The sequence below is a fragment of the Bacillus sp. FSL E2-8868 genome (assembly GCF_038005505.1).
Classification (GTDB): Bacteria; Bacillota; Bacilli; order Bacillales; family Bacillaceae_G; genus Bacillus_A; species Bacillus_A mycoides.
In genome coordinates this window covers 237,326-260,778 of record NZ_JBBOTI010000001.1, presented here as the reverse complement: position 1 = coordinate 260,778, position 23,453 = coordinate 237,326, and the positions used below count along the sequence as shown (strand labels likewise).

26 protein-coding genes and 1 pseudogene are annotated in these 23,453 nt (G+C 36.8%); 7 read left to right on the top strand and 20 right to left on the bottom strand.

The window, feature by feature from the left end:
- Nucleotides 1–181: 181 nt before the first annotated feature.
- The 8 genes from NSS74_RS01490 to dnaE form a co-directional block, all read right to left on the bottom strand.
- A complete protein-coding gene (locus NSS74_RS01490) occupies nucleotides 182–571 on the bottom strand; it encodes an FxsA family protein (RefSeq protein ID WP_002088939.1) in 390 nt (129 codons plus the stop codon).
- Between the two features lie 231 nt (nucleotides 572–802).
- Nucleotides 803–2,560, bottom strand: coding sequence for a pyruvate kinase (gene pyk / locus NSS74_RS01485; RefSeq protein ID WP_002015497.1), 1,758 nt, complete (start codon nucleotides 2,558–2,560; stop codon nucleotides 803–805).
- A gap of 53 nt (nucleotides 2,561–2,613) precedes the next feature.
- Nucleotides 2,614–3,573, bottom strand: coding sequence for a 6-phosphofructokinase (gene pfkA, locus NSS74_RS01480; protein WP_002034288.1), 960 nt, complete (start codon nucleotides 3,571–3,573; stop codon nucleotides 2,614–2,616).
- A 128-nt stretch (nucleotides 3,574–3,701) separates the two neighbouring features.
- Complete coding sequence (gene accA / locus NSS74_RS01475; RefSeq protein ID WP_000818787.1) at nucleotides 3,702–4,676, bottom strand: acetyl-CoA carboxylase carboxyl transferase subunit alpha; 975 nt, start codon at nucleotides 4,674–4,676, stop codon at nucleotides 3,702–3,704.
- A complete protein-coding gene (gene accD / locus NSS74_RS01470; RefSeq protein ID WP_002015500.1) occupies nucleotides 4,664–5,533 on the bottom strand; it encodes an acetyl-CoA carboxylase, carboxyltransferase subunit beta in 870 nt (289 codons plus the stop codon). Before accD ends, accA begins: the two co-directional genes overlap by 13 nt.
- A 185-nt stretch (nucleotides 5,534–5,718) precedes the next feature.
- On the bottom strand, nucleotides 5,719–6,363 hold the full coding sequence (locus NSS74_RS01465; RefSeq protein ID WP_002015502.1) for a FadR/GntR family transcriptional regulator: 645 nt from the start codon (nucleotides 6,361–6,363) through the stop codon (nucleotides 5,719–5,721).
- Nucleotides 6,364–6,377: 14 nt separating this feature from the next.
- Nucleotides 6,378–7,586, bottom strand: coding sequence for an NAD(P)-dependent malic enzyme (locus tag NSS74_RS01460; protein WP_161793975.1), 1,209 nt, complete (start codon nucleotides 7,584–7,586; stop codon nucleotides 6,378–6,380).
- A 133-nt stretch (nucleotides 7,587–7,719) separates the two neighbouring features.
- Nucleotides 7,720–11,052, bottom strand: a complete 3,333-nt coding sequence (dnaE, locus tag NSS74_RS01455; protein WP_088034047.1) for a DNA polymerase III subunit alpha — start codon at nucleotides 11,050–11,052, stop codon at nucleotides 7,720–7,722.
- Nucleotides 11,053–11,094: 42 nt separating this feature from the next.
- Between dnaE and NSS74_RS01450 the strand changes: the two genes are divergently transcribed.
- Together NSS74_RS01450 and ytrI are read left to right on the top strand one after the other, a co-directional pair.
- Nucleotides 11,095–11,508: a YtrH family sporulation protein gene (locus tag NSS74_RS01450; RefSeq protein ID WP_002015507.1), complete on the top strand. Its 414-nt coding sequence runs from the start codon at nucleotides 11,095–11,097 to the stop codon at nucleotides 11,506–11,508.
- Nucleotides 11,505–12,008, top strand: a complete 504-nt coding sequence (gene ytrI, locus NSS74_RS01445; RefSeq protein WP_002088948.1) for a sporulation membrane protein YtrI — start codon at nucleotides 11,505–11,507, stop codon at nucleotides 12,006–12,008. Before NSS74_RS01450 ends, ytrI begins: the two co-directional genes overlap by 4 nt.
- Nucleotides 12,009–12,060: 52 nt before the next feature.
- On the opposite strand, the gene NSS74_RS01440 is transcribed toward ytrI, so the two are convergent.
- Nucleotides 12,061–12,993 carry a DHH family phosphoesterase gene (locus tag NSS74_RS01440; protein WP_002143355.1) on the bottom strand — a complete coding sequence of 311 codons (933 nt, stop codon included), beginning with the start codon at nucleotides 12,991–12,993 and terminating at the stop codon, nucleotides 12,061–12,063.
- Nucleotides 12,994–13,308: 315 nt separating this feature from the next.
- Between NSS74_RS01440 and NSS74_RS01435 the strand changes: the two genes are divergently transcribed.
- Nucleotides 13,309–13,614, top strand: a complete 306-nt coding sequence (locus NSS74_RS01435; protein ID WP_002088950.1) for a YtpI family protein — start codon at nucleotides 13,309–13,311, stop codon at nucleotides 13,612–13,614.
- A 7-nt stretch (nucleotides 13,615–13,621) separates the two neighbouring features.
- On the opposite strand, the gene NSS74_RS01430 is transcribed toward NSS74_RS01435, so the two are convergent.
- Both NSS74_RS01430 and NSS74_RS01425 read right to left on the bottom strand, forming a co-directional pair.
- Entirely contained in the window at nucleotides 13,622–13,885 is a 264-nt protein-coding gene (locus NSS74_RS01430; protein ID WP_002015513.1) for a DUF3949 domain-containing protein, read from the bottom strand.
- 209 nt (nucleotides 13,886–14,094) lie between these two features.
- On the bottom strand, nucleotides 14,095–15,408 hold the full coding sequence (locus NSS74_RS01425; protein ID WP_002088951.1) for a CBS domain-containing protein: 1,314 nt from the start codon (nucleotides 15,406–15,408) through the stop codon (nucleotides 14,095–14,097).
- A 247-nt stretch (nucleotides 15,409–15,655) separates the two neighbouring features.
- On the opposite strand from NSS74_RS01425, the gene NSS74_RS01420 reads away from it, so the two are divergent.
- Nucleotides 15,656–15,814, top strand: coding sequence for a hypothetical protein (locus NSS74_RS01420; protein ID WP_016106330.1), 159 nt, complete (start codon nucleotides 15,656–15,658; stop codon nucleotides 15,812–15,814).
- Nucleotides 15,815–15,854: 40 nt separating this feature from the next.
- Here the strand turns inward: NSS74_RS01420 and NSS74_RS01415 are convergent, their stop codons facing one another.
- On the bottom strand, nucleotides 15,855–16,538 hold the full coding sequence (locus NSS74_RS01415) for a metal-dependent hydrolase (protein WP_016120883.1): 684 nt from the start codon (nucleotides 16,536–16,538) through the stop codon (nucleotides 15,855–15,857).
- A gap of 148 nt (nucleotides 16,539–16,686) precedes the next feature.
- Between NSS74_RS01415 and pepQ the strand changes: the two genes are divergently transcribed.
- Nucleotides 16,687–17,784 carry a Xaa-Pro dipeptidase gene (gene pepQ / locus NSS74_RS01410; protein WP_002143359.1) on the top strand — a complete coding sequence of 366 codons (1,098 nt, stop codon included), beginning with the start codon at nucleotides 16,687–16,689 and terminating at the stop codon, nucleotides 17,782–17,784.
- A gap of 45 nt (nucleotides 17,785–17,829) precedes the next feature.
- On the opposite strand, the gene NSS74_RS01405 is transcribed toward pepQ, so the two are convergent.
- The 6 genes and pseudogenes from NSS74_RS01405 to NSS74_RS01380 all read right to left on the bottom strand — a co-directional run bounded on the left by NSS74_RS01405 (nucleotide 17,830) and on the right by NSS74_RS01380 (nucleotide 20,334).
- Complete coding sequence (locus NSS74_RS01405) at nucleotides 17,830–18,036, bottom strand: hypothetical protein (RefSeq protein ID WP_002143360.1); 207 nt, start codon at nucleotides 18,034–18,036, stop codon at nucleotides 17,830–17,832.
- 62 nt (nucleotides 18,037–18,098) lie between these two features.
- A pseudogene (locus NSS74_RS01400) lies at nucleotides 18,099–18,345 on the bottom strand (anti sigma factor C-terminal domain-containing protein); the annotation flags it as partial.
- A gap of 50 nt (nucleotides 18,346–18,395) precedes the next feature.
- Entirely contained in the window at nucleotides 18,396–18,740 is a 345-nt protein-coding gene (locus NSS74_RS01395) for a DUF6176 family protein (RefSeq protein WP_159147160.1), read from the bottom strand.
- A 3-nt stretch (nucleotides 18,741–18,743) separates the two neighbouring features.
- Nucleotides 18,744–19,538, bottom strand: coding sequence for a GNAT family N-acetyltransferase (locus NSS74_RS01390; RefSeq protein ID WP_002143366.1), 795 nt, complete (start codon nucleotides 19,536–19,538; stop codon nucleotides 18,744–18,746).
- The gene (locus NSS74_RS01385; protein WP_002129379.1) at nucleotides 19,535–19,867 is read right to left on the bottom strand and encodes a cupin domain-containing protein; all 333 of its coding nucleotides are present in this window, start codon (nucleotides 19,865–19,867) and stop codon (nucleotides 19,535–19,537) included. Before NSS74_RS01385 ends, NSS74_RS01390 begins: the two co-directional genes overlap by 4 nt.
- 44 nt (nucleotides 19,868–19,911) lie before the next feature.
- On the bottom strand, nucleotides 19,912–20,334 hold the full coding sequence (locus NSS74_RS01380) for a hypothetical protein (protein ID WP_002088964.1): 423 nt from the start codon (nucleotides 20,332–20,334) through the stop codon (nucleotides 19,912–19,914).
- A 110-nt stretch (nucleotides 20,335–20,444) separates the two neighbouring features.
- Between NSS74_RS01380 and NSS74_RS01375 the strand changes: the two genes are divergently transcribed.
- Nucleotides 20,445–20,708 carry a helix-turn-helix transcriptional regulator gene (locus NSS74_RS01375; protein ID WP_002003636.1) on the top strand — a complete coding sequence of 88 codons (264 nt, stop codon included), beginning with the start codon at nucleotides 20,445–20,447 and terminating at the stop codon, nucleotides 20,706–20,708.
- Complete coding sequence (locus NSS74_RS01370; protein WP_012261815.1) at nucleotides 20,705–21,130, top strand: hypothetical protein; 426 nt, start codon at nucleotides 20,705–20,707, stop codon at nucleotides 21,128–21,130. Before NSS74_RS01375 ends, NSS74_RS01370 begins: the two co-directional genes overlap by 4 nt.
- 51 nt (nucleotides 21,131–21,181) lie before the next feature.
- Here NSS74_RS01370 and ald read toward each other — a convergent pair whose 3' ends face one another.
- Nucleotides 21,182–22,315, bottom strand: a complete 1,134-nt coding sequence (gene ald, locus NSS74_RS01365) for an alanine dehydrogenase (protein ID WP_002015529.1) — start codon at nucleotides 22,313–22,315, stop codon at nucleotides 21,182–21,184.
- 214 nt (nucleotides 22,316–22,529) lie between these two features.
- Nucleotides 22,530–23,321, bottom strand: coding sequence for an SDR family oxidoreductase (locus NSS74_RS01360; RefSeq protein ID WP_002034312.1), 792 nt, complete (start codon nucleotides 23,319–23,321; stop codon nucleotides 22,530–22,532).
- Between the last annotated feature and the right edge of the window lie 132 nt (nucleotides 23,322–23,453).

Sequence of the window (23,453 nt, the reverse complement as noted above, 5' to 3'; positions counted from 1 at the left end):
CTCACTAGTCGAATCTTACTACAAGCAAAAAACATCATCCTAATGTAACACTTTTCATTCACAAGAACCCTCTGCATCCTATCGTTTAATAACTAACAAAAATCCAACCCGAGCAGGAAGCTAACAATTGAATATAAGTGGCAAATAAAAAAATAACGCGTAGATCGCTATAATCTACGCGTTATTTCTGAACAATAATAGTAGTTCTCTTTCTAAATTTCCAATCAATCCACTTCATAACAGCCGGCTTCAATAAAGCCCTCGTTATAGGAACAACAAAGATAAAACCTATTATATCCGTCACATATCCAGGCAGTACTAAAAGAATACCTCCTACGAATATAAAAATACCATCTAGAACCGCATCACCCGGCATTTCTCCTCTATTTAGCCTAAATTGAATCTCTCTAAGTACTTTAAACCCTTGTCGTTTCGCCAAATATACACCCACAATACCCGTAAATACAATCATAGCGAACGTAGACCATAAACCTATTACATGACTCGACCCTATTAACACCGTAATCTCAATCGCCGGCACTAAAATAAGTAAGAACAGTAACCACTTCATAGCTCGCACTCCTTCATATTTCATTTAAAAGGTTTGAAAGTACCACCCTTACAAAACCCCTTATAAGACCCTTAAAACACTCATACAAGCTTCACAAAGGACAAATAACCCTCTCCCACTAAACATTATAATAAACGTTTTTCAAAGCGATTTCAGGCATTTAAAGCTATCTCTATCCTTTTTTGTGTAAAAAAAAGAGAAGGACTCCGATCCTTCTCTCCGTATTACTTCTTATAGCACTTCCGCATGTCCATTATAAACAATTCCGCGTGCTGCATCAACTGTTACTTCTTGGCCATTTTTTAAAGTTGTTGTTACGCCGTTTACACCAACGATAACAGGAATACCGATTGATACACCTACAACAGCTGCATGGCTTGTTAGACCGCCTTCTTCTACAACTAGAGCAGCAGCTTTTTCAATTGCAGGAATCATATCTTTATCTGTGCTTGTTGTAACAAGGATATCACCTTTGTTTACGTTCGCTACAGCTTCAGCAGCTGTTTTCGCTACAACTACTTTACCTTTTGCAGATTTACGACCGATTCCTTGCCCTTTAGCAACTTTTTCACCAACAACGTGGATTTTCATTAAGTTTGTTGTACCAGTTTCAGCAACTGGAACACCAGCAGTAATTACTACAGTATCTCCAAGTCCGATTAGACCCGCATCCATACCCGTTTGAATTGCTGTATCTAACATTTCGTCAGTAGAAGCTGCACGTTTCTCAGACATAAATGCTTGAACACCCCAAACAAGTGCAAGACGACGCCCTACTTGCTCGTCAGATGTTACAGCTACGATTGGAGATTTCGGACGGTATTTAGAGATCATTTTCGCAGTATGTCCACTTTCTGTTGGAGCTACGATTGCAGCTACATCAAGAGCAAGTGCTGTGTGCGCAACAGATTGGCTAATTGCATCTGTAATTGTTGGTGTGAACTCTTTAATACGTTTTTTGAACATATCTTCATATTGTAATGATTTTTCAACACGCACCGCAATGTTAGCCATCATTGTTACAGCTTCTACAGGGTATTGACCCGCAGCAGTTTCACCTGAAAGCATGATTGCATCTGTTCCATCGAAGATTGCGTTTGCTACGTCACTTGCTTCCGCACGAGTTGGACGTGGGTTACGTTGCATAGAATCTAACATTTGTGTTGCAGTAATAACTGGTTTGCCTAATACGTTACATTTTTTGATTAGACGTTTTTGTACTAATGGTACTTCTTCTGGTGGAATTTCTACACCCATATCACCACGAGCAACCATTAAACCGTCAGAAACTTCTAAGATTGAATCGATGTTGTCGATACCTTCTTGGTTTTCGATTTTTGGTACGATTTGGATGTATTGAGCGTTATGCCCTTCTAATAATTCACGAATTTCTAATACATCAGATGCTTTACGTACGAAAGATGCTGCGATGAAATCAACTTTTTGCTCGATACCGAAAACGATATCTTGCACGTCTTTTTCAGTGATACCTGGAAGCTTAATGCTTACGTTTGGTACGTTAACACCTTTTTTATTTTTTACAGTTCCGCTGTTTAATACTTTTGTACGGATGTTTCCGTCAGCTTTCTCGATTACTTCTAGTTCGATAAGACCGTCATCGATTAGAATACGAGAGCCTGGATCAACATCATCATAAAGACCAGCATAAGATACAGAGAACTTCTCTGCAGTTCCTAATACTTGTTCAGTAGAAAGAATTACTTCTGCACCTGTTACAAGCTCAGCTTGTCCGTCTACGAAGTCATGTGTACGGATTTCTGGACCTTTTGTATCAAGTAAGATACCAACTGTTTTACCAGTTTTCTTTGAAGCTTCACGAATATTTTTAATACGAGCTCCATGCTCTTCATGGCTACCATGAGAGAAGTTTAAACGAGCAACGTTCATACCCGCTTCCATTAATTGCTCTAATTTCTCAATACTTTCACTAGCAGGACCTATAGTACATACAATTTTAGTTTTACGCATATTGCACCTCCGAAAATTATGAAACCGTTCCCAAATACAAGGCATTAAGCCGATTAGATAGATAATTCTTTAGATAATTGATACATATCTTTATCGATTGTATGCTTTTGAGCTAACGCTTCGATAATGTCATGATCAACAAGTTTATTATTTTGAATACCAACACAACGTCCGCCATTACCAGCAATTAACAATTCAACTGCTCTTGCGCCAAGACGACTAGCTAATACACGGTCTTGTGCACTTGGTGATCCACCACGTTGTACGTGACCTAATACAGTTACACGAGTATCAAAGCTTGTTGCTTCTTCAATGTGCTTACCGATGTCAATTGCACTTCCAACACCTTCAGCTACAACGATAATACTGTGCTTTTTACCACGTTCACTACCGCGTTTCAGACGAGCGATAACATCTTCCATGTCATACTTTTCTTCTGGAATTAAGATAGTTTCTGCACCATCAGCTAAACCAGCCCATAATGCGATATCTCCAGCGTGACGTCCCATTACTTCGATAACATATGTACGTTCATGAGATGTAGCTGTATCACGGATTTTATCAATTGCATCAATAACAGTGTTTAAAGCTGTATCAAAACCAATTGTGAAGTCTGTTCCAGGGATATCATTGTCGATTGTACCTGGTACACCTACACATGGGAATCCTTGCTCAGTTAATTTTTTTGCGCCTTGGTACGAACCATCTCCACCAATAACGACAAGTCCTTCAATACCATGTTTCTTTAATTGCTCGATTCCTTTTAGTCGTACTTCTGGGTCTTTAAACTCAGGACATCTTGCTGTATATAATTTTGTACCACCACGGTGGATAATATCGCCAACAGAACCAAGTTCTAATTTTTCAATATGACCAGAAATTAAACCAGCGTATCCATGGTAAATACCATATACTTCAATATCATGGAAAATCGCTTTACGAACAACTGCACGAATGGCAGCATTCATACCAGGTGAATCTCCACCACTTGTTAATACACCAATACGTTTCATTTGTACTCACCTCATAAAGATTATTTGCCTTATAATAAAATAACACGAAAAAATACAAAAACACAATGGAGAAGATGTGTCTTTTCATAATAAAAACGTGCATTCGCGAAGAGGAACGCACGCTTTTCTTATTTTATCCCAATGGAAGCGTTTGAAAACGAAACTTGCCCAATTTTCATATATTTTTCATAACGTTTTTCGATTAATTCATCTTTCGAAATTCCGCTTAATTGTTCAAAAGTTTTCTTAAGCATTAAATCTATATTTTCTGATTGTTTCAAAACATTACGATGTGCTCCGCCTTTTGCCTCTGGAATAATTTCGTCAATTACACCTAATTCTTTCAAATCTAATGCTGTAATTTTCATCGCTTCTGCAGCTTCTTTTGCTTTACCAGCATCTTTCCAAAGAATCGCCGCCGCACCCTCTGGTGTAATAACAGAATAAGTGGAATTTTCCAGCATATGAATGTAATCTCCTACTCCAAGACCTAACGCACCACCGCTACCACCTTCACCGATAACGATACAAATAACAGGTACAGTTAAACCCGCCATTTCAAATAAATTACGGGCAATTGCCTCACTTTGTCCACGTTCTTCAGCTGCTTTACCAGGATAAGCTCCCTTCGTATCGATGAAACAAATAATGGGACGATTAAACTTTTCCGCTTGTTTCATTAGACGCAGTGCTTTTCGATATCCTTCTGGATGAGGCATCCCAAAATTACGACGAATATTTTCTTTCGTATCTTTTCCGCGTTGGTGCCCAATTACAGTTACGGGCATCCCCTTATATTTCGCAATGCCGCCGACAATCGCTGCATCGTCGCCAAATAGGCGATCTCCATGACATTCAAAAAAATTAGTAAATAAGTGCTCAATATAATCGAGCGTTGTCGGTCGTTCTGCATGACGAGCAATTTGAACACGGTCCCATACTTTCATATTGCCGTATATATCTTCCTCTAGTTTTTCTAGCTTGTCTTCCAAAATACGAATCTCCTCACTGAAGTCCATCTGGCTGTTTTTCGTATAGTCTTTCAGTTCACGAATCTTATTTCTTAGCTCAACAACTGGTTTTTCAAATTCTAGCTCTGCCATACAGCCATTTCCCCCCCTTGATGAACTTCTAAAATCTTACGGAGTGATTCTCTCATATCATCACGATGCACCACCGCATCTAATTGACCGTGCTCTAGTAAAAATTCTGCCGTTTGGAAATCTTCCGGTAGTTTCTCACGCACTGTTTGTTCAATTACGCGTCTACCAGCAAATCCGATAAGTGCACCTGGCTCTGCAAGATTGTAATCACCAAGTGAAGCGAAACTCGCTGAAACCCCGCCCGTCGTTGGGTGAGTCATAACAGAAATAAATAACCCTCCTGCATTACTATGCTTTTTCAAAGCTACGCTTGTTTTTGCCATTTGCATTAAACTTAATATCCCCTCTTGCATACGAGCACCACCCGAAGCAGTAAAGATAATAAATGGAACTTGTAAGTCGTATGCCTTTTCAACCGCACGGGCAATTTTCTCTCCTACAACAGAGCCCATGCTGCCCATTCGAAAACGAGAATCCATTACTGCAACAACAACAAGCATGTCATCAATTGTTCCTTCACCAGTTACAACCGCTTCATTCAATTTAGTCTTCTTACGATCGTTTTCTAGTTTCTCTTCATATCCCGGAAACTCAAGTGGATTTAGTGAAACCATCTCTTTGTCATACTCACGAAATGAACCTTCGTCCAATATACTATCAAGGCGTTCCCATGCATTCATCGGATGATGATATCCACAATTCACGCATACTTTTAAATTTTTAAGAAGCTCTTTCGTATACATGATTTTTTTGCATTTCGGACATTTTGTCATAACGCCATCTGGTACATCTTTTCGTACTTGTTCTGAAGGTATTGCAGCGTACTTTTTCTTTTTCACGAATAAATCTCTTAGCACAATTTGACCCCCTTCATTGAGAGCTAAGGTTAGCGTAAGAAGAAAATGGGGCTAACACCAATGTTTGATGTTAGCCTTATCTTCTCAATCTGTCTAATAACCTCTCTCTTTACGTTTAACTTTAACCGCTATGCGGTAGAATGTTTGTCATAACGTGTCATGGTCATTTCGACAAATTTTATACATTACGAGTGAAACTGTATATTCTCTACTAATTCATCGTAAATTTTTAATGCATCATTTTCTTGTTTCACTTCCAAAGTAGCATAAAGCTTTCTATACATTTCGATAGAATCTCCTGAAACTTCACAAGAAAGAGTTGCAACGTAATCATTTACGATCATCCAAATGCGATAGAGTAAATAATTATCGAATTGTTCAATAAGTGTTTTAAAGAACGTTTGATGAAGCACCGGAATTGAGCTTTCATTTTCTTCAAGCACTTGGTGTAATTTACTTAGTACTTCAGAAAACGTTTCTTTCGGTAAATTACATACAAGTCGAATCATATCTTTCTCAAGCAATCGTTTTGTTTGTAATAAATCACGAATTGTTTTCTCATCTTGCAGCAAGAACGGAGCAATTAATTGTACAAGACCGTTATCGTAAAAGTTTCGAATAAACGTTCCCTCACCACGTCTCGTTTCAATTAATCCTACCAGCTCTAACGCACGTAATGCTTCTCTTACAGAGGAACGTCCAACATTTAAGCGTGAACTTAACTCACGCTCAGATGGCAAACGATCCCCTGCTACTAAACAATCCTCTTCCATAATGGAACGGATTTTTTTTACAATTTCGAGATATACTTTTGTATTTGATGATGTCAATGGAAATTCCTCGCTTATTCTTTACCAATCAGCGCTAATTGTTTTGTTTTCTCAGCGACTTCATTTGGATCTACTTGACGGCGAGCTACTCCTGTCTCCATTGCTGCTTTCGCAACGTAAGCCGCTACTTGAGGCGCTACACGCGCGTCAAATGGTGCTGGAATGATATGATCTGCATTCAACTCATCCTCTGATACAAGCTCTGCAATGGCCTGTACAGCTGCCATCTTCATTTCTTCATTAATTTGTGTCGCATGTACATCAAGTGCACCGCGGAAAATCCCTGGGAACGCTAGTACATTATTTACTTGGTTCGGGAAGTCAGAACGACCTGTTCCAACAACAGCTGCGCCCGCTGCTTTTGCCAATTCTGGCATAATTTCTGGAACCGGATTCGCCATTGCAAAAATAATTGCATCGTCATTCATTGTACGAACCATCTCTTCAGTTAATGCACCTGCTGCAGATACACCAATGAATACGTCCGCACCTTGTAAAACGTCAGCTAAAGAACCTTCTATACGACTCTTATTTGTATATTTTGCAACTTCATCTTTCACCGGATTCATACCGACAGGACGACCTTCATAGATTGCACCTTTACGGTCACACATAATAACGTCACGTACACCATAGCGGTATAAAAGTTTAATGATTGCAATACCTGCTGCACCTGCACCATTTGCGACAACTTTAATGTCAGACATTTTCTTTCCAACTAACTTCAGCGCGTTCACAAGGCCTGCTACTGTTACGATAGCTGTTCCGTGTTGATCATCATGGAATATTGGAATGTTTGTCTCTTTTTTCAAACGTTCTTCAATAACGAAGCAGTTTGGCGCTGCGATATCTTCTAAGTTTACACCGCCAAAAGTTGGCTCCATTAATTTTACAGTTTCAACAATTTTATCTACATCGTTTGTATTTAAGGCAATCGGGAATGCATCTACACCAGCAAAGCTCTTGAATAATACAGCTTTACCTTCCATTACTGGAAGAGATGCTTCAGGTCCAATGTTACCAAGACCAAGTACAGCCGTTCCATCTGTCACAACTGCTACCATATTTCCCTTCATTGTATATTCATATACCTTACTTTTATCGTCATAAATTTCTTTACAAGGCTCTGCAACCCCTGGAGAATATGCAAGACTTAAATCTTTTGCATTTTCTACTTTTACTTTTGATACAGTTTCTAATTTTCCTTGATGCACTTTATGCATGTGAAGTGCTTCTTCACGAAGTGTTGACAAACTATCCACTCTCCTCAAATTATGCTTGCTGATATCAATTTCTCCAAGTGGTCTGACCACGAACACTACTACTATAATAATCGAAGTGTAGGGAAATTGTCCATTATATTTTCACAACGACATTTTCGTCACCGACAATTTCACGAAGTGCTCCTAGACATTCTTCACTTGGATGAATCGATAAACTTCGAGATAATTGTACCATTTTATGTTCCTTTTCATAATAAATTAGTACTTTCGTAAAACCTGAATAATCAAACAATATTTTTGTAACTTGATTTACAAGCTTTTTTTCATATTGAGACGGCAATTTCACGTAAACAGATGCTTCTTTCATTCCTTCATAAACATCCATTTCTTCTAGCGGATATAGTCCATTCACGATCCATTGCAACTTATGATTTCTTTGCTCGATCGTACCATCAACTAAAACGATTGCACCTTCTTGTAACCTGTCCGAAAAATGTATATACGTTTCTGGAAAAATAACGGCTTCCATTTCATCATTTTGATCACAGAATGTAATAAACGCCATCTTTTGCAACTTTTTCGTACGAATAACTTTCACACTTGTTATATATACGATCGCTCTTTGTACTTTTTTCTTATGTCGCATCGCCTGAGCAAGAGATGGAATTTCTAATTCTTTTCCTAGCTCCGCATACTGCGCTGTCGGATAGCTAGATAAATAAAAACCGAGTGCTTCTTTCTCTTTATTTAACTGTTCAATAAAGGATAGCTCTTCTCCTTGTACGTATTTTGATTTCGGAACAGCATCCCCTAAATCAAAATCACGTGCAAGATTTGCATACTCCAACGCTCCTTTAAGACTTCTCCATAACGTCGTCCTCGAAACACCAAAACCGTCAAAACAACCAGACCAGACAAACGCTTCTAAATTTCGCTCTGTTACAAATTTTGATGGCATACGAAGACAAAACTCAAATAAATCTTCGAACATTTTTTCCTCTCGTTCTTCGAGTAATGCCGTCACGGTAGCCATCCCGATATTCCGAATCGAAAGTAAACTATATCGAATCGCATTCCCTTCTATTTGGAAGTTGTAACCACTTCTCTGAAGAGACGGCGGTAAAACGTGAAAACCTTTCCGCTTCGTTTCTCGTACATACTGCACAATCTTATCTTCATTTCCAATTGCACTTGATAATAACGCAGTCATAAATTCCAGCGTATAATTTGCTTTTAAATATGCAAGCTGATATCCGATCATACTGTAAGCTACAGCGTGACTTCGGTTAAAACCGTAATTCGCAAATCTTACAATTAAATCATAAATTTGTTCTGAAGATGTCTCATCGTATCCGTTTTCCAAACAACCTTGAACAAAATGCTTACGTTCTTGATCTAAAATATCACGATTCTTTTTACTCACTGCACGGCGCAGCAAATCCGCTTCTCCAAGCGAAAATCCAGCTAACTTCGATGCGATTTGCATAATTTGTTCTTGGTATACAATTACGCCGTATGTTCTTTCTAAAATCGGCTTTAAATCCGGATGTAAATATTCAATTTGTCTTTTCCCATGCTTCGATTCAATAAAGGTTGGAATTTGTTCCATCGGTCCTGGTCTGTATAACGAGTTAACAGCGACTATGTCTTCAAATTCATTCGGTTTTAACCCACGAAGTACATTTCGCATACCACCTGATTCAAGCTGGAATACACCTGTTGTATCCCCTCTTCCTAACAATTGAAACGTCTTTTCATCTTGCAGAGGTAAATTTCTTATATCAATTTGTTTCCCAGTTTTTTCAACAATAAATTTTATAATATTTTCAAGTAACGTTAAATTACGTAAGCCTAAAAAGTCCATCTTGAGCAATCCAAGTTCTTCCAATGCATCAGCTGGATATTGCGTAACATAAACATCGTTATGCCCTTCTTGAATCGCTACACTTCCCGTTAACGGTTCTTGGCTCATAATAACGCCAGCTGCATGAATAGACGTATGACGCGGTAATCCCTCTACACGTTTTGCAATTTCAAACACACGCTCATGTAACAGATTCCCTTGTATAAACTCACGGAGCGATTGCGATTCCTCATATGCATCTCTTAACGTTATACCAAGCTTTGATGGGATAAGTTTTGAAAATATGTCAATATCTCTTGGCAGGAGTCCCATTACACGAGCAATGTCTCTAATTGCGGCTTTCGCTGCAAGAGTTCCGAACGTTACAATTTGAGCAACACGAAGCTGACCATATTTATCTTTCACATATCGAATCATCTCATCACGTCTTATATCTGGAAAATCAATATCAATATCTGGAAGTGTCACACGTTCAGGGTTTAAAAACCTTTCAAATAATAATTCATATTCAATCGGATCAATATCTGTAATTTCCAATACGTAAGAAACGAGTGAACCAGCTGCCGATCCACGGCCTGGCCCAGTTAAAATATGATTTTCATGTGCATATTTCATAAAGTCCCATACGATGAGGAAATAATCGCTAAATCCCATACGAGAAATAACATTTAATTCATGATCCAAACGTCCTATATGCGCTTCTTTCGGCGTACCATAGCGTTTCTGCAAGCCTTCTTCACAAACACGGCGCAAATACGTATCATTCGTCTCGTTAGATGGAACAGGAAATTTCGGTAATTGATTTACATGGAAAGGAATTTCTACTTGGCAACGTTCCGCGATTGTTATTGTATTTTGAACCGCTTCCTCAGCATGAGAAAATAGTGCTCCCATTTCATCCGATGACTTTAAATAATACTGATCCGTTTTCATTCTCGGTCTATCTGGATCAGTCATTTTCGTTCCGCCTTCAACAGATAATAAACATTCATGAACAAGTGCGTCACTTTGATTAATATAGCGAACATCATTTGTTGCAACGACTGGAACGTTTACCTTATTAATAAATTCAGGCAGTTTTTCTTGTAAAAGCAGTTCATCTTGAATCGCATGATGCTGCAAACTTATATAAAAATTGCTGAACATATTTTGATACGTACGAGCTACTTCTTCAGCCTGACTCTCTTTGTCTTCTAATAATAGCTGTTCAATCTCTCCGTCTTTCCCTGGTGAAATTGCAATTAACCCTTTCGCATAATGAGCAAGCCACTTCTTCGGGATACCTTCTTTTGACTTCGTCATAATGCTGCTAGAGATCTTTAATAAATTTTGATAGCCTATTTCATTCTCAGCAAGTAAGACAAGTGGATAAGACCTTTCTTCTTCTTCACTAAAAATAGAAGCTGTTAAGCCGATAATAGGCTGTATACCATTTTTCTTGCATGCTTTATAAAACGGAATAACTCCATACATAACATTTTCATCTGTAATGGCCAGCGATGAAAATCCAAGCTCTTTCGCCCGAATGACAAGCTCATCAATTTTACAAGCACTTTTTAATAAACTAAAAACGGTTTGACATTGTAAATGCACAAACTTCACTGTTGTACCCTCTCTTTACCTATGTGACTACTTTTATTATAGGTGATGAGGAAAGCGGAAATCAAAACATACTTCTCATACTTTGTCCATATATATGAAGAAGAAAGGGGAATGACGATGGATGTAAGAGAACATACTTTTTTCTCTCTGCTTATTATTAGTTATTTTATTGCCTTTGGAGTTATACTTGGTGGTTCATTAATTGGCGGATTTGGTGCATTTCTCATCGGAAAACCAACTCTAACTTATATTAATCAATTCGCCCAAAATTTAAGAATTTGGGCACTCGTTGCAGCAATTGGCGGAACGTTCGATACCTTTTATAGCTTTGAAAGAAGCTTCTTTGGCGGAGATATGAAAGATATCGTAAAACAAATTCTCCTTATTTTTTTTGCAACTGGCGGTATGCAAACTGGTCTTATTATTATTAAATGGCTTACACAGGAACATGTATGAGAGTACCCAGTGCCAATACAGCCAAAAGGTGGTATTTAGTTTTAGCTGGCGCTGCTGTTGGAGGCGTGTTGAGCTGGTTTGTTTTTTTGTACATATACGGTGTTTTTCAAGAAGAACAAACTAGTAAAATAGCAGAACAAAAAGAAATTATCGAAAAACAAGAAGCAAAACTCCACGTCCTTCTCGAAGACCAAGAGAAATTGAACACAGAAAATAAACGGCTCTTAACAATTCAAGAAATCAAAATAAAAATTATAAATCGAAAAAAATATGATTTAGACAATCTTACACTTGAAAACATGACCACTTCTATCCATAATGATCTCCAGCATCTTTTAACGAAAAACATTCAAAGCATCGCAAAAAATAAAGACCTGCTCAAAAAAGTCATCGAAAATAAAACGTACAAACATTACGATCGTATATACCGCTTTAAAGTAGACACAGTCTCTTTTGATACCGTACTTGAAATTAGTATTGATATAGAGAAAGAAAAATAAAAAAAAGGAGGGCTTCAGTGCCTCTCCTTCTCTTTCGTTCAACCTACAATTTTTATCTACACAGCTCACGTAAATCAGCAAACAGGCGATCTGCTTCTTCCCAAGAAGATGCTTTTGCACCAGAAGCCATCGGATGTCCTCCGCCATTATATTGCATTGCTAACTTATTAATAACTGGTCCTTTTGAACGAAGACGAACACGAATAACATCATCTTCCTCTAAAAATAGAACCCATGCCTTTAATCCATCAATATTACCAAGTGCTCCGACAACACCAGATGCTTCAGTAGAAAGTACATCAAACTCTTCTAGTACCTCTTTCGTTAATTTAATGTACGCTGCGCCTTCTTCTACCATTGTGAAGTTTTGTAAAATATAACCGTTTAAACGAGCAATTTTTTCTTTTGTCTTATACATTTCATTGTATAAATCTGTAAATTTCACATCCATGTCAACGAGCTCACTTACGTAACGAAGTGTTTTCGCTGTTGTATTCGGGAATAAGAAACGACCTGTATCCCCAACAATACCCGCTAAAATAAGACGAGCTGCTTCTTTCGTTATCTGTAATCCTTTATCTTTTCCATAACTGTAAAACTCATAAATCATTTCACTTGTAGAACTTGATGTCGTATCTACCCACGTAATATCTCCGTACGGATCTTCATTCGGATGATGATCAATTTTAATTAACATCTTCCCTTTTGCATAGCGTTGATCGTCAACACGTTCTTGGTTCGCAGTATCACATACGATAACAAGTGCATTTTCATATACACTATCTTCAATATCATCCATTACTCGTAAATATTCTAGTGACGGTTCATTGTACCCAACCGTATAAATATTTTTCTCTGGAAACGATTCTTGTAGAATCGTACCAAGACCGCCCTGTGAACCTAATGCATCTGGATCTGGACGCACATGACGATGAATAATAATTGTATCAAACTCTTTAATTGCTCCTAAAATTTGCTCATGCATATGTATAATCTCCTTTTTATTCAACTTCTTCATTTTATCCCGCATTAACGTGTAGTAAGACTCCCACCTCAAAAGTATTAAAAACAATGGGGCAAAATTAATTTGGAGCCTGGATGCACGTAAAAGCCCGATTGGTGAGGGCTAATAATTAGTACGTGGGATCTCCCCACACTAATTAAAGTTTTACTTTATCCCCCATTATAACGGAAAACATTTCATACATGCGAACAATTGCTTTATAATAAAAATTAGAAAGTTTAGATTTTTCTTTTTTCTAAATTGTTATTTTTATACCAATCGATGGGAGCGTGTATTATGCCAGTATTCGTCTTTTGTATTATCATCTCATTTGTGTTGTACCTCTTCTACAAAACAAAGTTCTTTCGTACAAACCGTCCAATGGAGAAAGGTTGGCTCTCAGGAAAATCCGCAATGGCACTCGGCTTATTCGTCCTATTCTTTGGGATAAACCAATTCTTTTTAGAACTTTCAACTGCACGCATTATCGTTGGTGTTTTGTTTATTTTACTTGGCAGCGCGAGTACATTTAATGGATTCCGCCAATATAAACATTTTCTACCATTAGCAGTCAAAGAAGCCGAATCTTATAAAACAACGTAAAAAAGCATCAACATTGTGATGCTTTTTTACGTCCCTTCACTTTCAAAATCATATATGCAACAAACGCAGATGGTATATTAAAGGGATTACCTTGCACGTGAAAATGTAATTGTTCTTCTTCAAAAGACATCTGTTTGTATAGTTCTTGCTGAGATAATCCTGTCCGTTTCTTTTTTTCATTTAATCCTTGTAAGTATAAGTATTGAATTGGTATCATCACAAGGAAATAAAAGAGTGCGATACCACCAAAAAAGAGTAATTCTGATGACATATTGCATCCCCCTTCCGACATCCATTATCTTACAATCTAATTATATCATAGTATACACTCTAAACGGATTAATATTCTGTTTTTTCTAATTATACAATCATCTCTCCTTATATATTTCCCGCTAAAACTCTTCCACATCTTTAGCAACAGCTTCCAAACCCAATAAAACAAAAAAGATGGAACAAACCAAAGCGATTTGTTCCATCTTTTTATTTATCGATCAATTGCACCATAAGTAATGCTTTCCCGACAACATTACCTTCATGATGCACTTCTACATCAATCTTACCAAATTTACGCCCAATTTCTAATACTTTCGGATGAACTGATACAACATTATCAATTTGAACTGGCTTAACGAAATAAATGGTTAAGTTTTCAACAATTAAATCGCTCTTCTTTTGCGCACGAATGACACGGTTTGTTGCTTCTGTCACAATTGTTGTGAATACACCGTAAGATAACGTCCCGATTGAATTCGTCATTTGTGGCGTCACTGAAAATTGATACAAATGCTCATTTTTAGCTTCTTTCGGCGTCATAAATTGGTTCGTTACAATATCATCAATTGTTTCCCCAACTTGCGGTTGACGTTGAATCATTTGCAACGCCTGAAGTACATCTTGGCGACTAATGATCCCTTGCAATTTATTCCCTTCTTCCACAACAGGAAGTAACTCAATACCTTCCCACACCATCATACGTGCTGCAGCTGCGACAGACATTTTTCCGTTCACCGTAATTGGATGCTTTGTCATCACTTTATCAATTGGTGTTTCTTTCACGACACCAATCATATCTTTTGAAGTTACAATACCTAACACCTTTTTATTTTCATCAACAATTGGATAACGTCCATGCATCGTTTCTTCATTATACGCATGCCATTGCTGTACTGTATCATTTGGCTTTAAATATAACGTTTCTTCAATTGGCGTTAAAATATCTTCAACGAGTACAATTTCTTTCTTGATAAGTTGATCATAAATTGCACGGTTAATTAACGTTGCGACCGTAAATGTATCATAACTACTTGAAATAATTGGAAGCTTTAATTCGTCTGCTAATTTCTTCACATGATCTTCCGTATCAAATCCGCCCGTAATTAACACTGCTGCCCCAGCTTCTAGTGCTAATTGATGTGCGTTCGTACGGTTACCGATGATAAGTAAATTCCCTGCTTCTGTATAGCGCATCATCGCTTCTAATTTCATAGCCCCGATTACGAATTTATTTAATGTTTTATGTAGTCCTTCTCTGCCTCCAAGTACTTGACCATCGACAATGTTAACGACTTCTGCATATGTCAGTTTTTCGATATTTTCTTTCTTCTTTTGTTCAATTCGAATTGTTCCGACACGTTCAATTGTACTAACATACCCTTTATTTTCTGCGTCTTTAATTGCACGGTAAGCTGTCCCTTCACTTACACTCAAATCTTTCGCAATTTGCCTCACAGAAATTTTATGCCCTACCGGCAGGCTATTAATATGTTCTAAAATTTGATTATGTTTGGTAGCCAAATGGTTTCACCATACTTTCTTTTCCCTAAATTCTTCATGTGTTGTATTTTCAGTATACTATATTTTCAAAACTGTTACACTCTCTCTTTATATGCCTGTACCATTTTTTTTATAACAAAATACCCCTTACATTCCACCAGTCATTCTATTACAACAATGTAATGGTATTGTCATCTCGTTCGATAGTTTGTCCAGACGCTTCAATATACAATTAAGACAAGAAATGAAACAAAGGAGCGAATACATTATGAAAAAATTTTTAGAGGTTGTAGGTGCTGTATTTTTAGCTTTCGTAGATGGAAAAAAAGTTGCAATGGAGTTGAATGAAACACCCGAACAGCCACGTACAAAAAGAAAAGAATCACCTAAACAAATACAAACTTTAAAAACTGTACTACACACATAAAAAACCCTTCACTTATCGTTTCAAATGAAGGGTTTCTTTTTTATAGTGTAATACTTTCTCCAGCTTCTAATACTTTCCCTATACAATTTTGTAGCTTTTCTACAAATTGATATGGATCTTGTTCAATAACCGGGAACGTATTATAATGCATCGGTACAACTGTTTTCGCACCAGTCCATTTTGCAGCTAAAACAGCATCTTCTGGCCCCATTGTGAAATTATCGCCAATTGGTAAAAATGCTACATCAATATTATTCAGTTCTCCAATTAACTTCATATCAGAGAATAAAGCAGTATCTCCTGCATGATATATCGTTTTCTCTTCTGCTGTAAACAAAATACCAGCTGGCATACCTGTATATGTAATCGTCTTATTTTCTTCATCAATATAACTAGAGCCGTGGAATGCTTGAGTAAATTTCACTTTACCAAAGTCAAATTCATGTGAACCTCCAATATGCATTGGATGTGTATTTACACCTTGCCAGCCTAAAAATGTCGCTAATTCAAATGGTGCCACAACGACCGCATTATTTTTCTTTGCTAACGCTACTGTATCCCCAACATGATCACCGTGTCCGTGCGATAAAATAATCGCATCAACTTTTACATCTTCAGCCTTTAAATCTGTTTTCGGATTTCCTGTTAAAAACGGATCAATTAAAATAACTTTTCCATTCGTTTCAATCTTTACAACTGAATGCCCGTGATAAGATACTTTCATCATTACATTCCTCCCTATTCACATTCTCACTTTTTATTCTACATGATTTCTCAATTCCCTGTCTTTTCTAACATCTATTTACTTGTCATAACGCTTTCATCCGATGTAAAGTTATATTTGTAATTAAATATCTCGGGGGTGCCAATCGATGAATGCTAGATTAGAAAATTTAATGCAATGGCTAAAAGAAAAAAACGTAGAAGCTGCGTTCTTAACTTCTACACCGAACGTTTTCTACATGACGAACTTCCACTGTGAACCACATGAAAGACTACTTGGTATGTTTGTATTCCAAGAAAAAGAACCTATTTTAATTTGTCCTAAAATGGAAGAAGGTCAAGCGCGTAACGCTGGCTGGGCACATGAAATTATCGGATTTACTGATACTGACAGACCATGGGATATGATTGCAAAAGCAATTAAAGATCGTGGTATTGATGCAAATGCAGTTGCAATTGAAAAAGAGCATTTAAACGTAGAGCGCTACGAAGAATTAACAAAATTATTCCCAAATGCAGCTTTCAAATCAGCTGAAGAGAAAGTTCGCGAGCTTCGCTTAATTAAAGATGAAAAAGAACTTTCTATTTTACGTGAAGCAGCTAAAATGGCAGACTATGCTGTTGAAGTTGGTGTAAATGCAATTAAAGAAAATCGCAGCGAGCTAGAAGTATTAGCAATTATTGAGCATGAATTAAAAACAAAAGGCATCCATAAAATGTCATTCGATACGATGGTATTAGCAGGCTCAAACTCTGCTCTTCCACACGGTATTCCAGGTGCAAACAAAATGAAACGCGGCGATTTCGTACTATTTGATTTAGGTGTAATCATTGAAGGTTATTGCTCTGACATTACGCGTACAGTAGCATTTGGTGATATTTCTGAAGAACAAACTCGCATTTACAACACTGTACTTGCTGGGCAACTACAAGCAGTTGAAGCATGTAAACCAGGCGTTACATTTGGTGCAATTGACAACGCCGCTCGCTCTGTTATCGCAGATGCAGGTTATGGAGACTTCTTCCCACACCGACTTGGTCACGGACTTGGAATTAGCGTACACGAATATCCAGATGTAAAAGAAGGCAATGAGTCTCTATTAAAAGAAGGTATGGTCTTCACAATCGAGCCAGGTATTTACGTACCAAACGTAGGCGGCGTTCGTATTGAAGATGATATTTACATCACAAAAGACGGATCAGAAATCTTAACGAAATTCCCGAAAGAATTACAATTTGTGAAATAATAAAAAAGGTAGCGTGATTGCTACCTTTTTATTAAAGAAGACCCTTTAAAAAGTGCCTTCTTCTATCTCACTAATATTTATTTGAAATTTCACGATCCAAACTGAGAAAAGGTGGACAAGAAGCGCAAACGCCATACATGATCCGCTTAAAAAAGTTAGTATAGGATGCGAATACACGTGCCCTAATCCATAGGATATCGCCACGAAAAACATTGTTATGTAAATATAAATTGCTCCATGTATTTGCCTCATATAAACCTCCTTTTCCCATATTATAACATAAATTTCTGATTATTCACATTAATTAATTGTAATCAATATTTCTCAACTGTTACACCTCTAACAGCCGCTTTAATATATGGTACTCCTTTTAAACCTTGTAAATCCTCTGTTTTCCCTGTTACAACTACACCGTATATTGGTAGGTCTTTTGGTTTGATGTTTTTTATTTCTTTATAATATTGTTCAAAATAATCACTTGGTATACCTTCACTATTTTTTTGCTAAAGACTTCATTTGGTACAGAAACTCTTTTGAGTTTATTGTTAAATCGTTTTTCAAAATAAAAAGCACATCTATTTTGATGCGCTTCTCTCCAACATACTATTCTATTATTTCATTACTTCCTTCACAACATCTTGAATCATAACAACTTCTGTTTCCATATCAACAGACGGTGCTTCTTCATCAATACATTCATACCAAAACGCTAAGTGCTTTTTATCAATTTCATGATGAGAATTTTCGACAAGAGCCCCGCCTTCTCCTTGCACAGAATACCAATATAAGTACTCTTCTCCATCTCTTATTTCCCGGAAAATTGTCTCTACATACATCTTTTCGTCGTTTAATGTCAAAAGCACTTCTTTCATATTATCATTAAGAAGCTGCATCCATTCATCTATGCGATGACTTTTACCTGGCTTGACTTTGAATCTTGTTAATTCTACGTTCATCTTTTATTCCCCCATTTTCTTGCGGACAAACAAAACATATTCTACTGGATTATGGAAGCTTAATTTACTAGCTAATTTTTGCGAGGGAATATTATCTACATTACAATCCCAGCATGGTGTAATATGATTTTGTATACACTGTTCAATGAAACGTGTTGCGACAGCTTGAGCTAATCCTTTTCCTTGATGCGCTTCATGTGTTGCAATATCAATTTCAGCAAAACCATTCCCTCTAAATATTGAGACGCATTCGGCTACAATCATCCCATCTTGTTCTATACAAAAACCAAAGCCGTTATTTAAAAACACTTCTTTTGATCCCCAATATTCTTTGTAATAATCCTCTGTAAATTCATTACTTCGTTCTATATCACTTTTATCAATACGTTTAATTTCATATGTATTTTTGTTTAATTCTATTCTTCTGTCTTCAAAAACTTCTCTTTGAAATTGAAATGTCATTCGTGGGATGTTCCGAAATGCATTACTAAAGTACTCTTCAATCATCATTTCCCACTCTTCACTCGAAGTGAACAGTGTAAATCGTTTCTCTGTTTTTTCAATAGCCATTTTTAAATACGCAAATAAATATTCGTTATAATTTTGATCATCCGTATCACCAAATAAATAATAGATACCATTAGCTGTACGAATTAGTCCTGCTGTTAACTTCTCGTTTGCAAAAACTTCACCATCTATCATTTGATCACATACCGCATGAGCAAAGGTTGTTGTCCTTGTATGACCTTCTAAAATCGGAAGGATTTTTCTATACTGGGCTACAGATAATTTTTTCATAATTGCTCCACTTTAATCGTATCCGCCTCTATATTTTCAAAACAAAGATTTACCGTTCTCTTGAATGCTCTCGTTCTATGGATCGTGCATGCTGGAATTAAGATAGAATCATTTGGCTTTAAAACCGCCGTCTCTCCATCTTCAAAATCGATAAGTAGTTCTCCCTCTAGCACAATAAATAATTCATCCGAATTAGAATGATAGTGCCAATCATATTCACCAGTAAATACGGCGATTCGTAAGCAATGATTATTTACATTTGAAACGACGAAGTTTTTATGTTGTTCTTGAATGTCCTTTGTTAATTCTAATAAATTCACAGTTTCCATCTTTCGTCCCGCCCTTTCATTAGTCGTTCTTCTGAAAAACTAATTTAGTCTCCACCACCTCCGCAATCTCCTCCACCATCACTTGAACTGCTACAATCGTTGCTACTGTAATCACCAAATCCGCTTGATGAGCTTGAATCGGATGAAGATTTTTTTCTTCTTTTTCTATCTTTTTTACTTTCATGACTAGGCCACACTTTATCAAATAATATAAAGAATAAGAATCCTTCTACCATAACAAGTGTAACGCCAAAAATACCTTCAATAACATTAGGGGTTATCCCAAAATTTTTAACCATCCCACATAAAAACACGCAAAAAATCACATACAAGAACATACAAATATACCGAAATGTTTTTTCTATCATAATGACTACTTTTTTTGAAAGAGGTATGTTCTGTTCCTGTTTTTTCTTTATATACTTTTGTCTTTTAGCTTGCTTTTTCTTCCTATTTTTACTCCCCATTGAATCTCCTCTATCGACTTTCATTTTTCATTTAATTCCAAATTATCACAAAAAACAACATCATAACAAGCAATATTTCTCGTAAAGTTTCATTTACTTTTTACCTAAAAATGGATATTATAAATGTAACAAATTTACAAAAAGGAGACTTTGTATATTTGATTAAAAATAAAGTAAAACAATTCCGCGTCGTTAGAGACATCACCCAAGAGCAATTAGCTTCCTCTGTTCAAATCACTAGACAATCCCTCATCGCTATCGAGAAGAATAAATACAACCCGAGTTTAGAATTAGCATTGAAATTATGTGAGTTTTTCAACTGTAAAGTAGAAGATTTATTTCAATTAGATAAAACCGGGGAGGAAAAAGAATGAAAAATACTTTTAATCAAGAGTTCATTTCGCATCTTACCATTTTATTGTTAGGTTCAACTTTTCTTTATTTCAATAGTAATGATGAAGAAAAGATTAGTTCTGTCCTTCTATTCACTGGCGTATACATACTCTTAGCCTTAATACTATTCATAGTGAAACGAATATTCTTTAAGAAAAAGAAGCACGATTCCGAGAAATATCCATTACCTGAGATGGATGAAAGAATCGAGAAGATGAGTTTAAAACTTATGGCGCAAATTTTCGGCCTCTCTCATTTAATCGGTTCTGCGATACTATTTATTTTATATATCACTGACAAAAATTCGATGATACGAGTTGAGTATGCCTTGTATTATTTGTTTGGTATTCTTTTCTTTACAATGATGTTCGGATTAAGAATTGTAAAGAAACTAGACAATTAGCCTAAATAAAAAGCCCCTCCTTACAAAAGGAGGGGCTTACATGTATTTCTATTATGATAAAGCAGGAGCTTTTTCAAGAAGCTCTTTTGCATCTGCATATTGTAAGCTGTGCGCTTCCGCAACTGCTTCGAATGTTACGTAGCCATCTAATGTGTTAATACCTTTTAATAATGCAGTGTTGCCTAGGCAAGCTTCTTTGTAGCCTTTGTTAGCAATTTGTACTGCATATGGTACTGTTACGTTTGTTAATGCAAGAGTTGATGTACGTGGAACCGCACCTGGCATATTTGCAACTGCATAATGAACAACACCATGTTTCTCATAAGTTGGGTTGTCGTGAGTTGTAATACGGTCAGTTGTTTCGAAAATACCACCTTGGTCAATCGCGATATCTACAACGACAGAACCTGGTTCCATTGATTGAATCATTTCTTCTGTTACAAGTTTTGGCGCTTTTGCACCTGGGATTAATACTGCACCGATTACAAGGTCAGATTCTCTTACAGCTTCTGCAATGTTATACGGGTTAGACATTAACGTTTTCACTTGGTTTCCGAAAATGTCATCTAATTGACGAAGACGTTCTGCACTTAAGTCGATGATTGTTACATCTGCACCTAAACCTACTGCAATTTTCGCTGCGTTTGTACCAGCTTGACCACCGCCGATAATTGTTACTTTACCGCGTTTCACCCCTGGAACACCTGCAAGTAAAATACCTTTACCACCTTTGTTTTTCTCAAGGAACTGTGCACCGATTTGCGCAGACATACGACCAGCTACTTCACTCATAGGTGCAAGTAATGGTAAAGAACGATTGTCTAATTGTACTGTTTCGTATGCAATTGATACCACTTTGTTATCAATTAATGCTTTCGTTAATTCTGGCTCTGGAGCTAAGTGTAAGTATGTGAATAAAATTAAACCTTCGCGGAAATAACCGTATTCACTTTCAACTGGCTCTTTTACCTTCATAACCATATCTTGATTCCATGCTTCTTCAGCAGTTTCAACAAGTTTCGCACCAGCTTGTACGTATTCTTCATCTGTAAAGCCTGATCCTACACCTGATCCTTTTTGAACAAAAACTTCATGACCATTTTGTACTAAATGTACAGCTCCCGCTGGCGTCATTGCCACGCGGTTTTCATTGTTTTTAATTTCTGTTGGAATACCGATACGCATTATTAGTTCCCCCTTGAGTTATGAAATGACCCCTGAATCATTTTTTTAAAGCGCTTTCTATACTCTTATATTCTAACATAATATCTCAATATTTGACAAAAAATAATACAAGTTTTCCGATAGATTTAATCTTACATGAAAGGACAGTATTATCCGTACCTCTCAGTATAAAGGATAAACTGTCCAATTATTCGAAACTTCACTTTATTTAATTCTATCGATGTCTATGAATAACATCAACAGCGCCTGTTACTTCAATAATCGTGCCAGTAATCATATCAGAATCGTCCTCACATAAAAACGAAATGGTTCTTGCGATATCTTCCCCTGTTCCAGATCTACCAATTGGTGTGTTACTACCTTTCAGATTTCGTGCTTCTTCAATCGTTGCCTCTTTCATTTCACCAATTATATCACCAGGACATACCATATTCGCAGTAATACCGTATTCAGCTTCTTCGTATGCGACTGTTTTCGTTAAAGAAACAAGTCCGACTTTCGCAGCTGCAAAGGCTGAACGATAAATCCATCCAGGCGCGCTATCTGCCCCTTGAAATCCATAGTTAATAATACGGCCAAATTGCTGGTTTCTCATAATCGGTACGACAAGTTTTAATAAATGAAACACCGCTGTTAAATTACCCTGGATCATTTCATTCCATTCGTCTTCTTCGTAATCGACTAATTTTTTCCTTTCAAATACGTAAGGACCAGCATTATTAATTAAGAAGTCAATTTTGCCAAAACGGCTCATCGCTTCTTCTACTATTTTATGTAAATCTTCCTTTTTCGTGACATCAGCTTGCACGAACTGTAGACGTTCTTCCATATTTTTATATGTTTCTTTCATTGTTTCCATAGCACTTGTATCGCTATGGTATGTTACTGTTACTGAATATCCTTTAGCCAATAACTTTTCTGTTACTTGCTTTCCTAAACCTTTCGTACCGGCTGTAATGAGCGCGTGTCTCACAAACATGCCTCCTTTTAAATTGCTATACTCCATATGTAACAAGTTCTCGCTTCAATTACAACTAAAATGAATTAAGGCAAAGTTTTCAAAATTCTGTAACGTTTCCGACAAGCACATTACCAAAATTTGTTTTATAATAAAGTTGTAAACGGTAATAAAAATGAT

Excerpts from the sequence above, each read along its gene's own strand:
- NSS74_RS01490 (WP_002088939.1), bottom strand. The coding sequence starts at position 571 with ATGAAGTGGTTACTGTTCTTACTTATTTTAGTGCCGGCGATTGAGATT.
- pyk (WP_002015497.1), bottom strand. The coding sequence starts at position 2,560 with ATGCGTAAAACTAAAATTGTATGTACTATAGGTCCTGCTAGTGAAAGT.
- pfkA (WP_002034288.1), bottom strand. The coding sequence starts at position 3,573 with ATGAAACGTATTGGTGTATTAACAAGTGGTGGAGATTCACCTGGTATG.
- accA (WP_000818787.1), bottom strand. The coding sequence starts at position 4,676 with ATGGCAGAGCTAGAATTTGAAAAACCAGTTGTTGAGCTAAGAAATAAG.
- NSS74_RS01460 (WP_161793975.1), bottom strand. The coding sequence starts at position 7,586 with ATGCATAAAGTGCATCAAGGAAAATTAGAAACTGTATCAAAAGTAAAA.
- ytrI (WP_002088948.1), top strand. The coding sequence starts at position 11,505 with ATGAGAGTACCCAGTGCCAATACAGCCAAAAGGTGGTATTTAGTTTTA.
- NSS74_RS01440 (WP_002143355.1), bottom strand. The coding sequence starts at position 12,993 with ATGCATGAGCAAATTTTAGGAGCAATTAAAGAGTTTGATACAATTATT.
- NSS74_RS01435 (WP_002088950.1), top strand. The coding sequence starts at position 13,309 with ATGCCAGTATTCGTCTTTTGTATTATCATCTCATTTGTGTTGTACCTC.
- NSS74_RS01430 (WP_002015513.1), bottom strand. The coding sequence starts at position 13,885 with ATGTCATCAGAATTACTCTTTTTTGGTGGTATCGCACTCTTTTATTTC.
- NSS74_RS01420 (WP_016106330.1), top strand. The coding sequence starts at position 15,656 with ATGAAAAAATTTTTAGAGGTTGTAGGTGCTGTATTTTTAGCTTTCGTA.
- NSS74_RS01415 (WP_016120883.1), bottom strand. The coding sequence starts at position 16,538 with ATGAAAGTATCTTATCACGGGCATTCAGTTGTAAAGATTGAAACGAAT.
- pepQ (WP_002143359.1), top strand. The coding sequence starts at position 16,687 with ATGAATGCTAGATTAGAAAATTTAATGCAATGGCTAAAAGAAAAAAAC.
- NSS74_RS01405 (WP_002143360.1), bottom strand. The coding sequence starts at position 18,036 with ATGAGGCAAATACATGGAGCAATTTATATTTACATAACAATGTTTTTC.
- NSS74_RS01395 (WP_159147160.1), bottom strand. The coding sequence starts at position 18,740 with ATGAACGTAGAATTAACAAGATTCAAAGTCAAGCCAGGTAAAAGTCAT.
- NSS74_RS01390 (WP_002143366.1), bottom strand. The coding sequence starts at position 19,538 with ATGAAAAAATTATCTGTAGCCCAGTATAGAAAAATCCTTCCGATTTTA.
- NSS74_RS01385 (WP_002129379.1), bottom strand. The coding sequence starts at position 19,867 with ATGGAAACTGTGAATTTATTAGAATTAACAAAGGACATTCAAGAACAA.
- NSS74_RS01380 (WP_002088964.1), bottom strand. The coding sequence starts at position 20,334 with ATGGGGAGTAAAAATAGGAAGAAAAAGCAAGCTAAAAGACAAAAGTAT.
- NSS74_RS01375 (WP_002003636.1), top strand. The coding sequence starts at position 20,445 with ATGGATATTATAAATGTAACAAATTTACAAAAAGGAGACTTTGTATAT.
- NSS74_RS01370 (WP_012261815.1), top strand. The coding sequence starts at position 20,705 with ATGAAAAATACTTTTAATCAAGAGTTCATTTCGCATCTTACCATTTTA.
- ald (WP_002015529.1), bottom strand. The coding sequence starts at position 22,315 with ATGCGTATCGGTATTCCAACAGAAATTAAAAACAATGAAAACCGCGTG.
- NSS74_RS01360 (WP_002034312.1), bottom strand. The coding sequence starts at position 23,321 with ATGGAGTATAGCAATTTAAAAGGAGGCATGTTTGTGAGACACGCGCTC.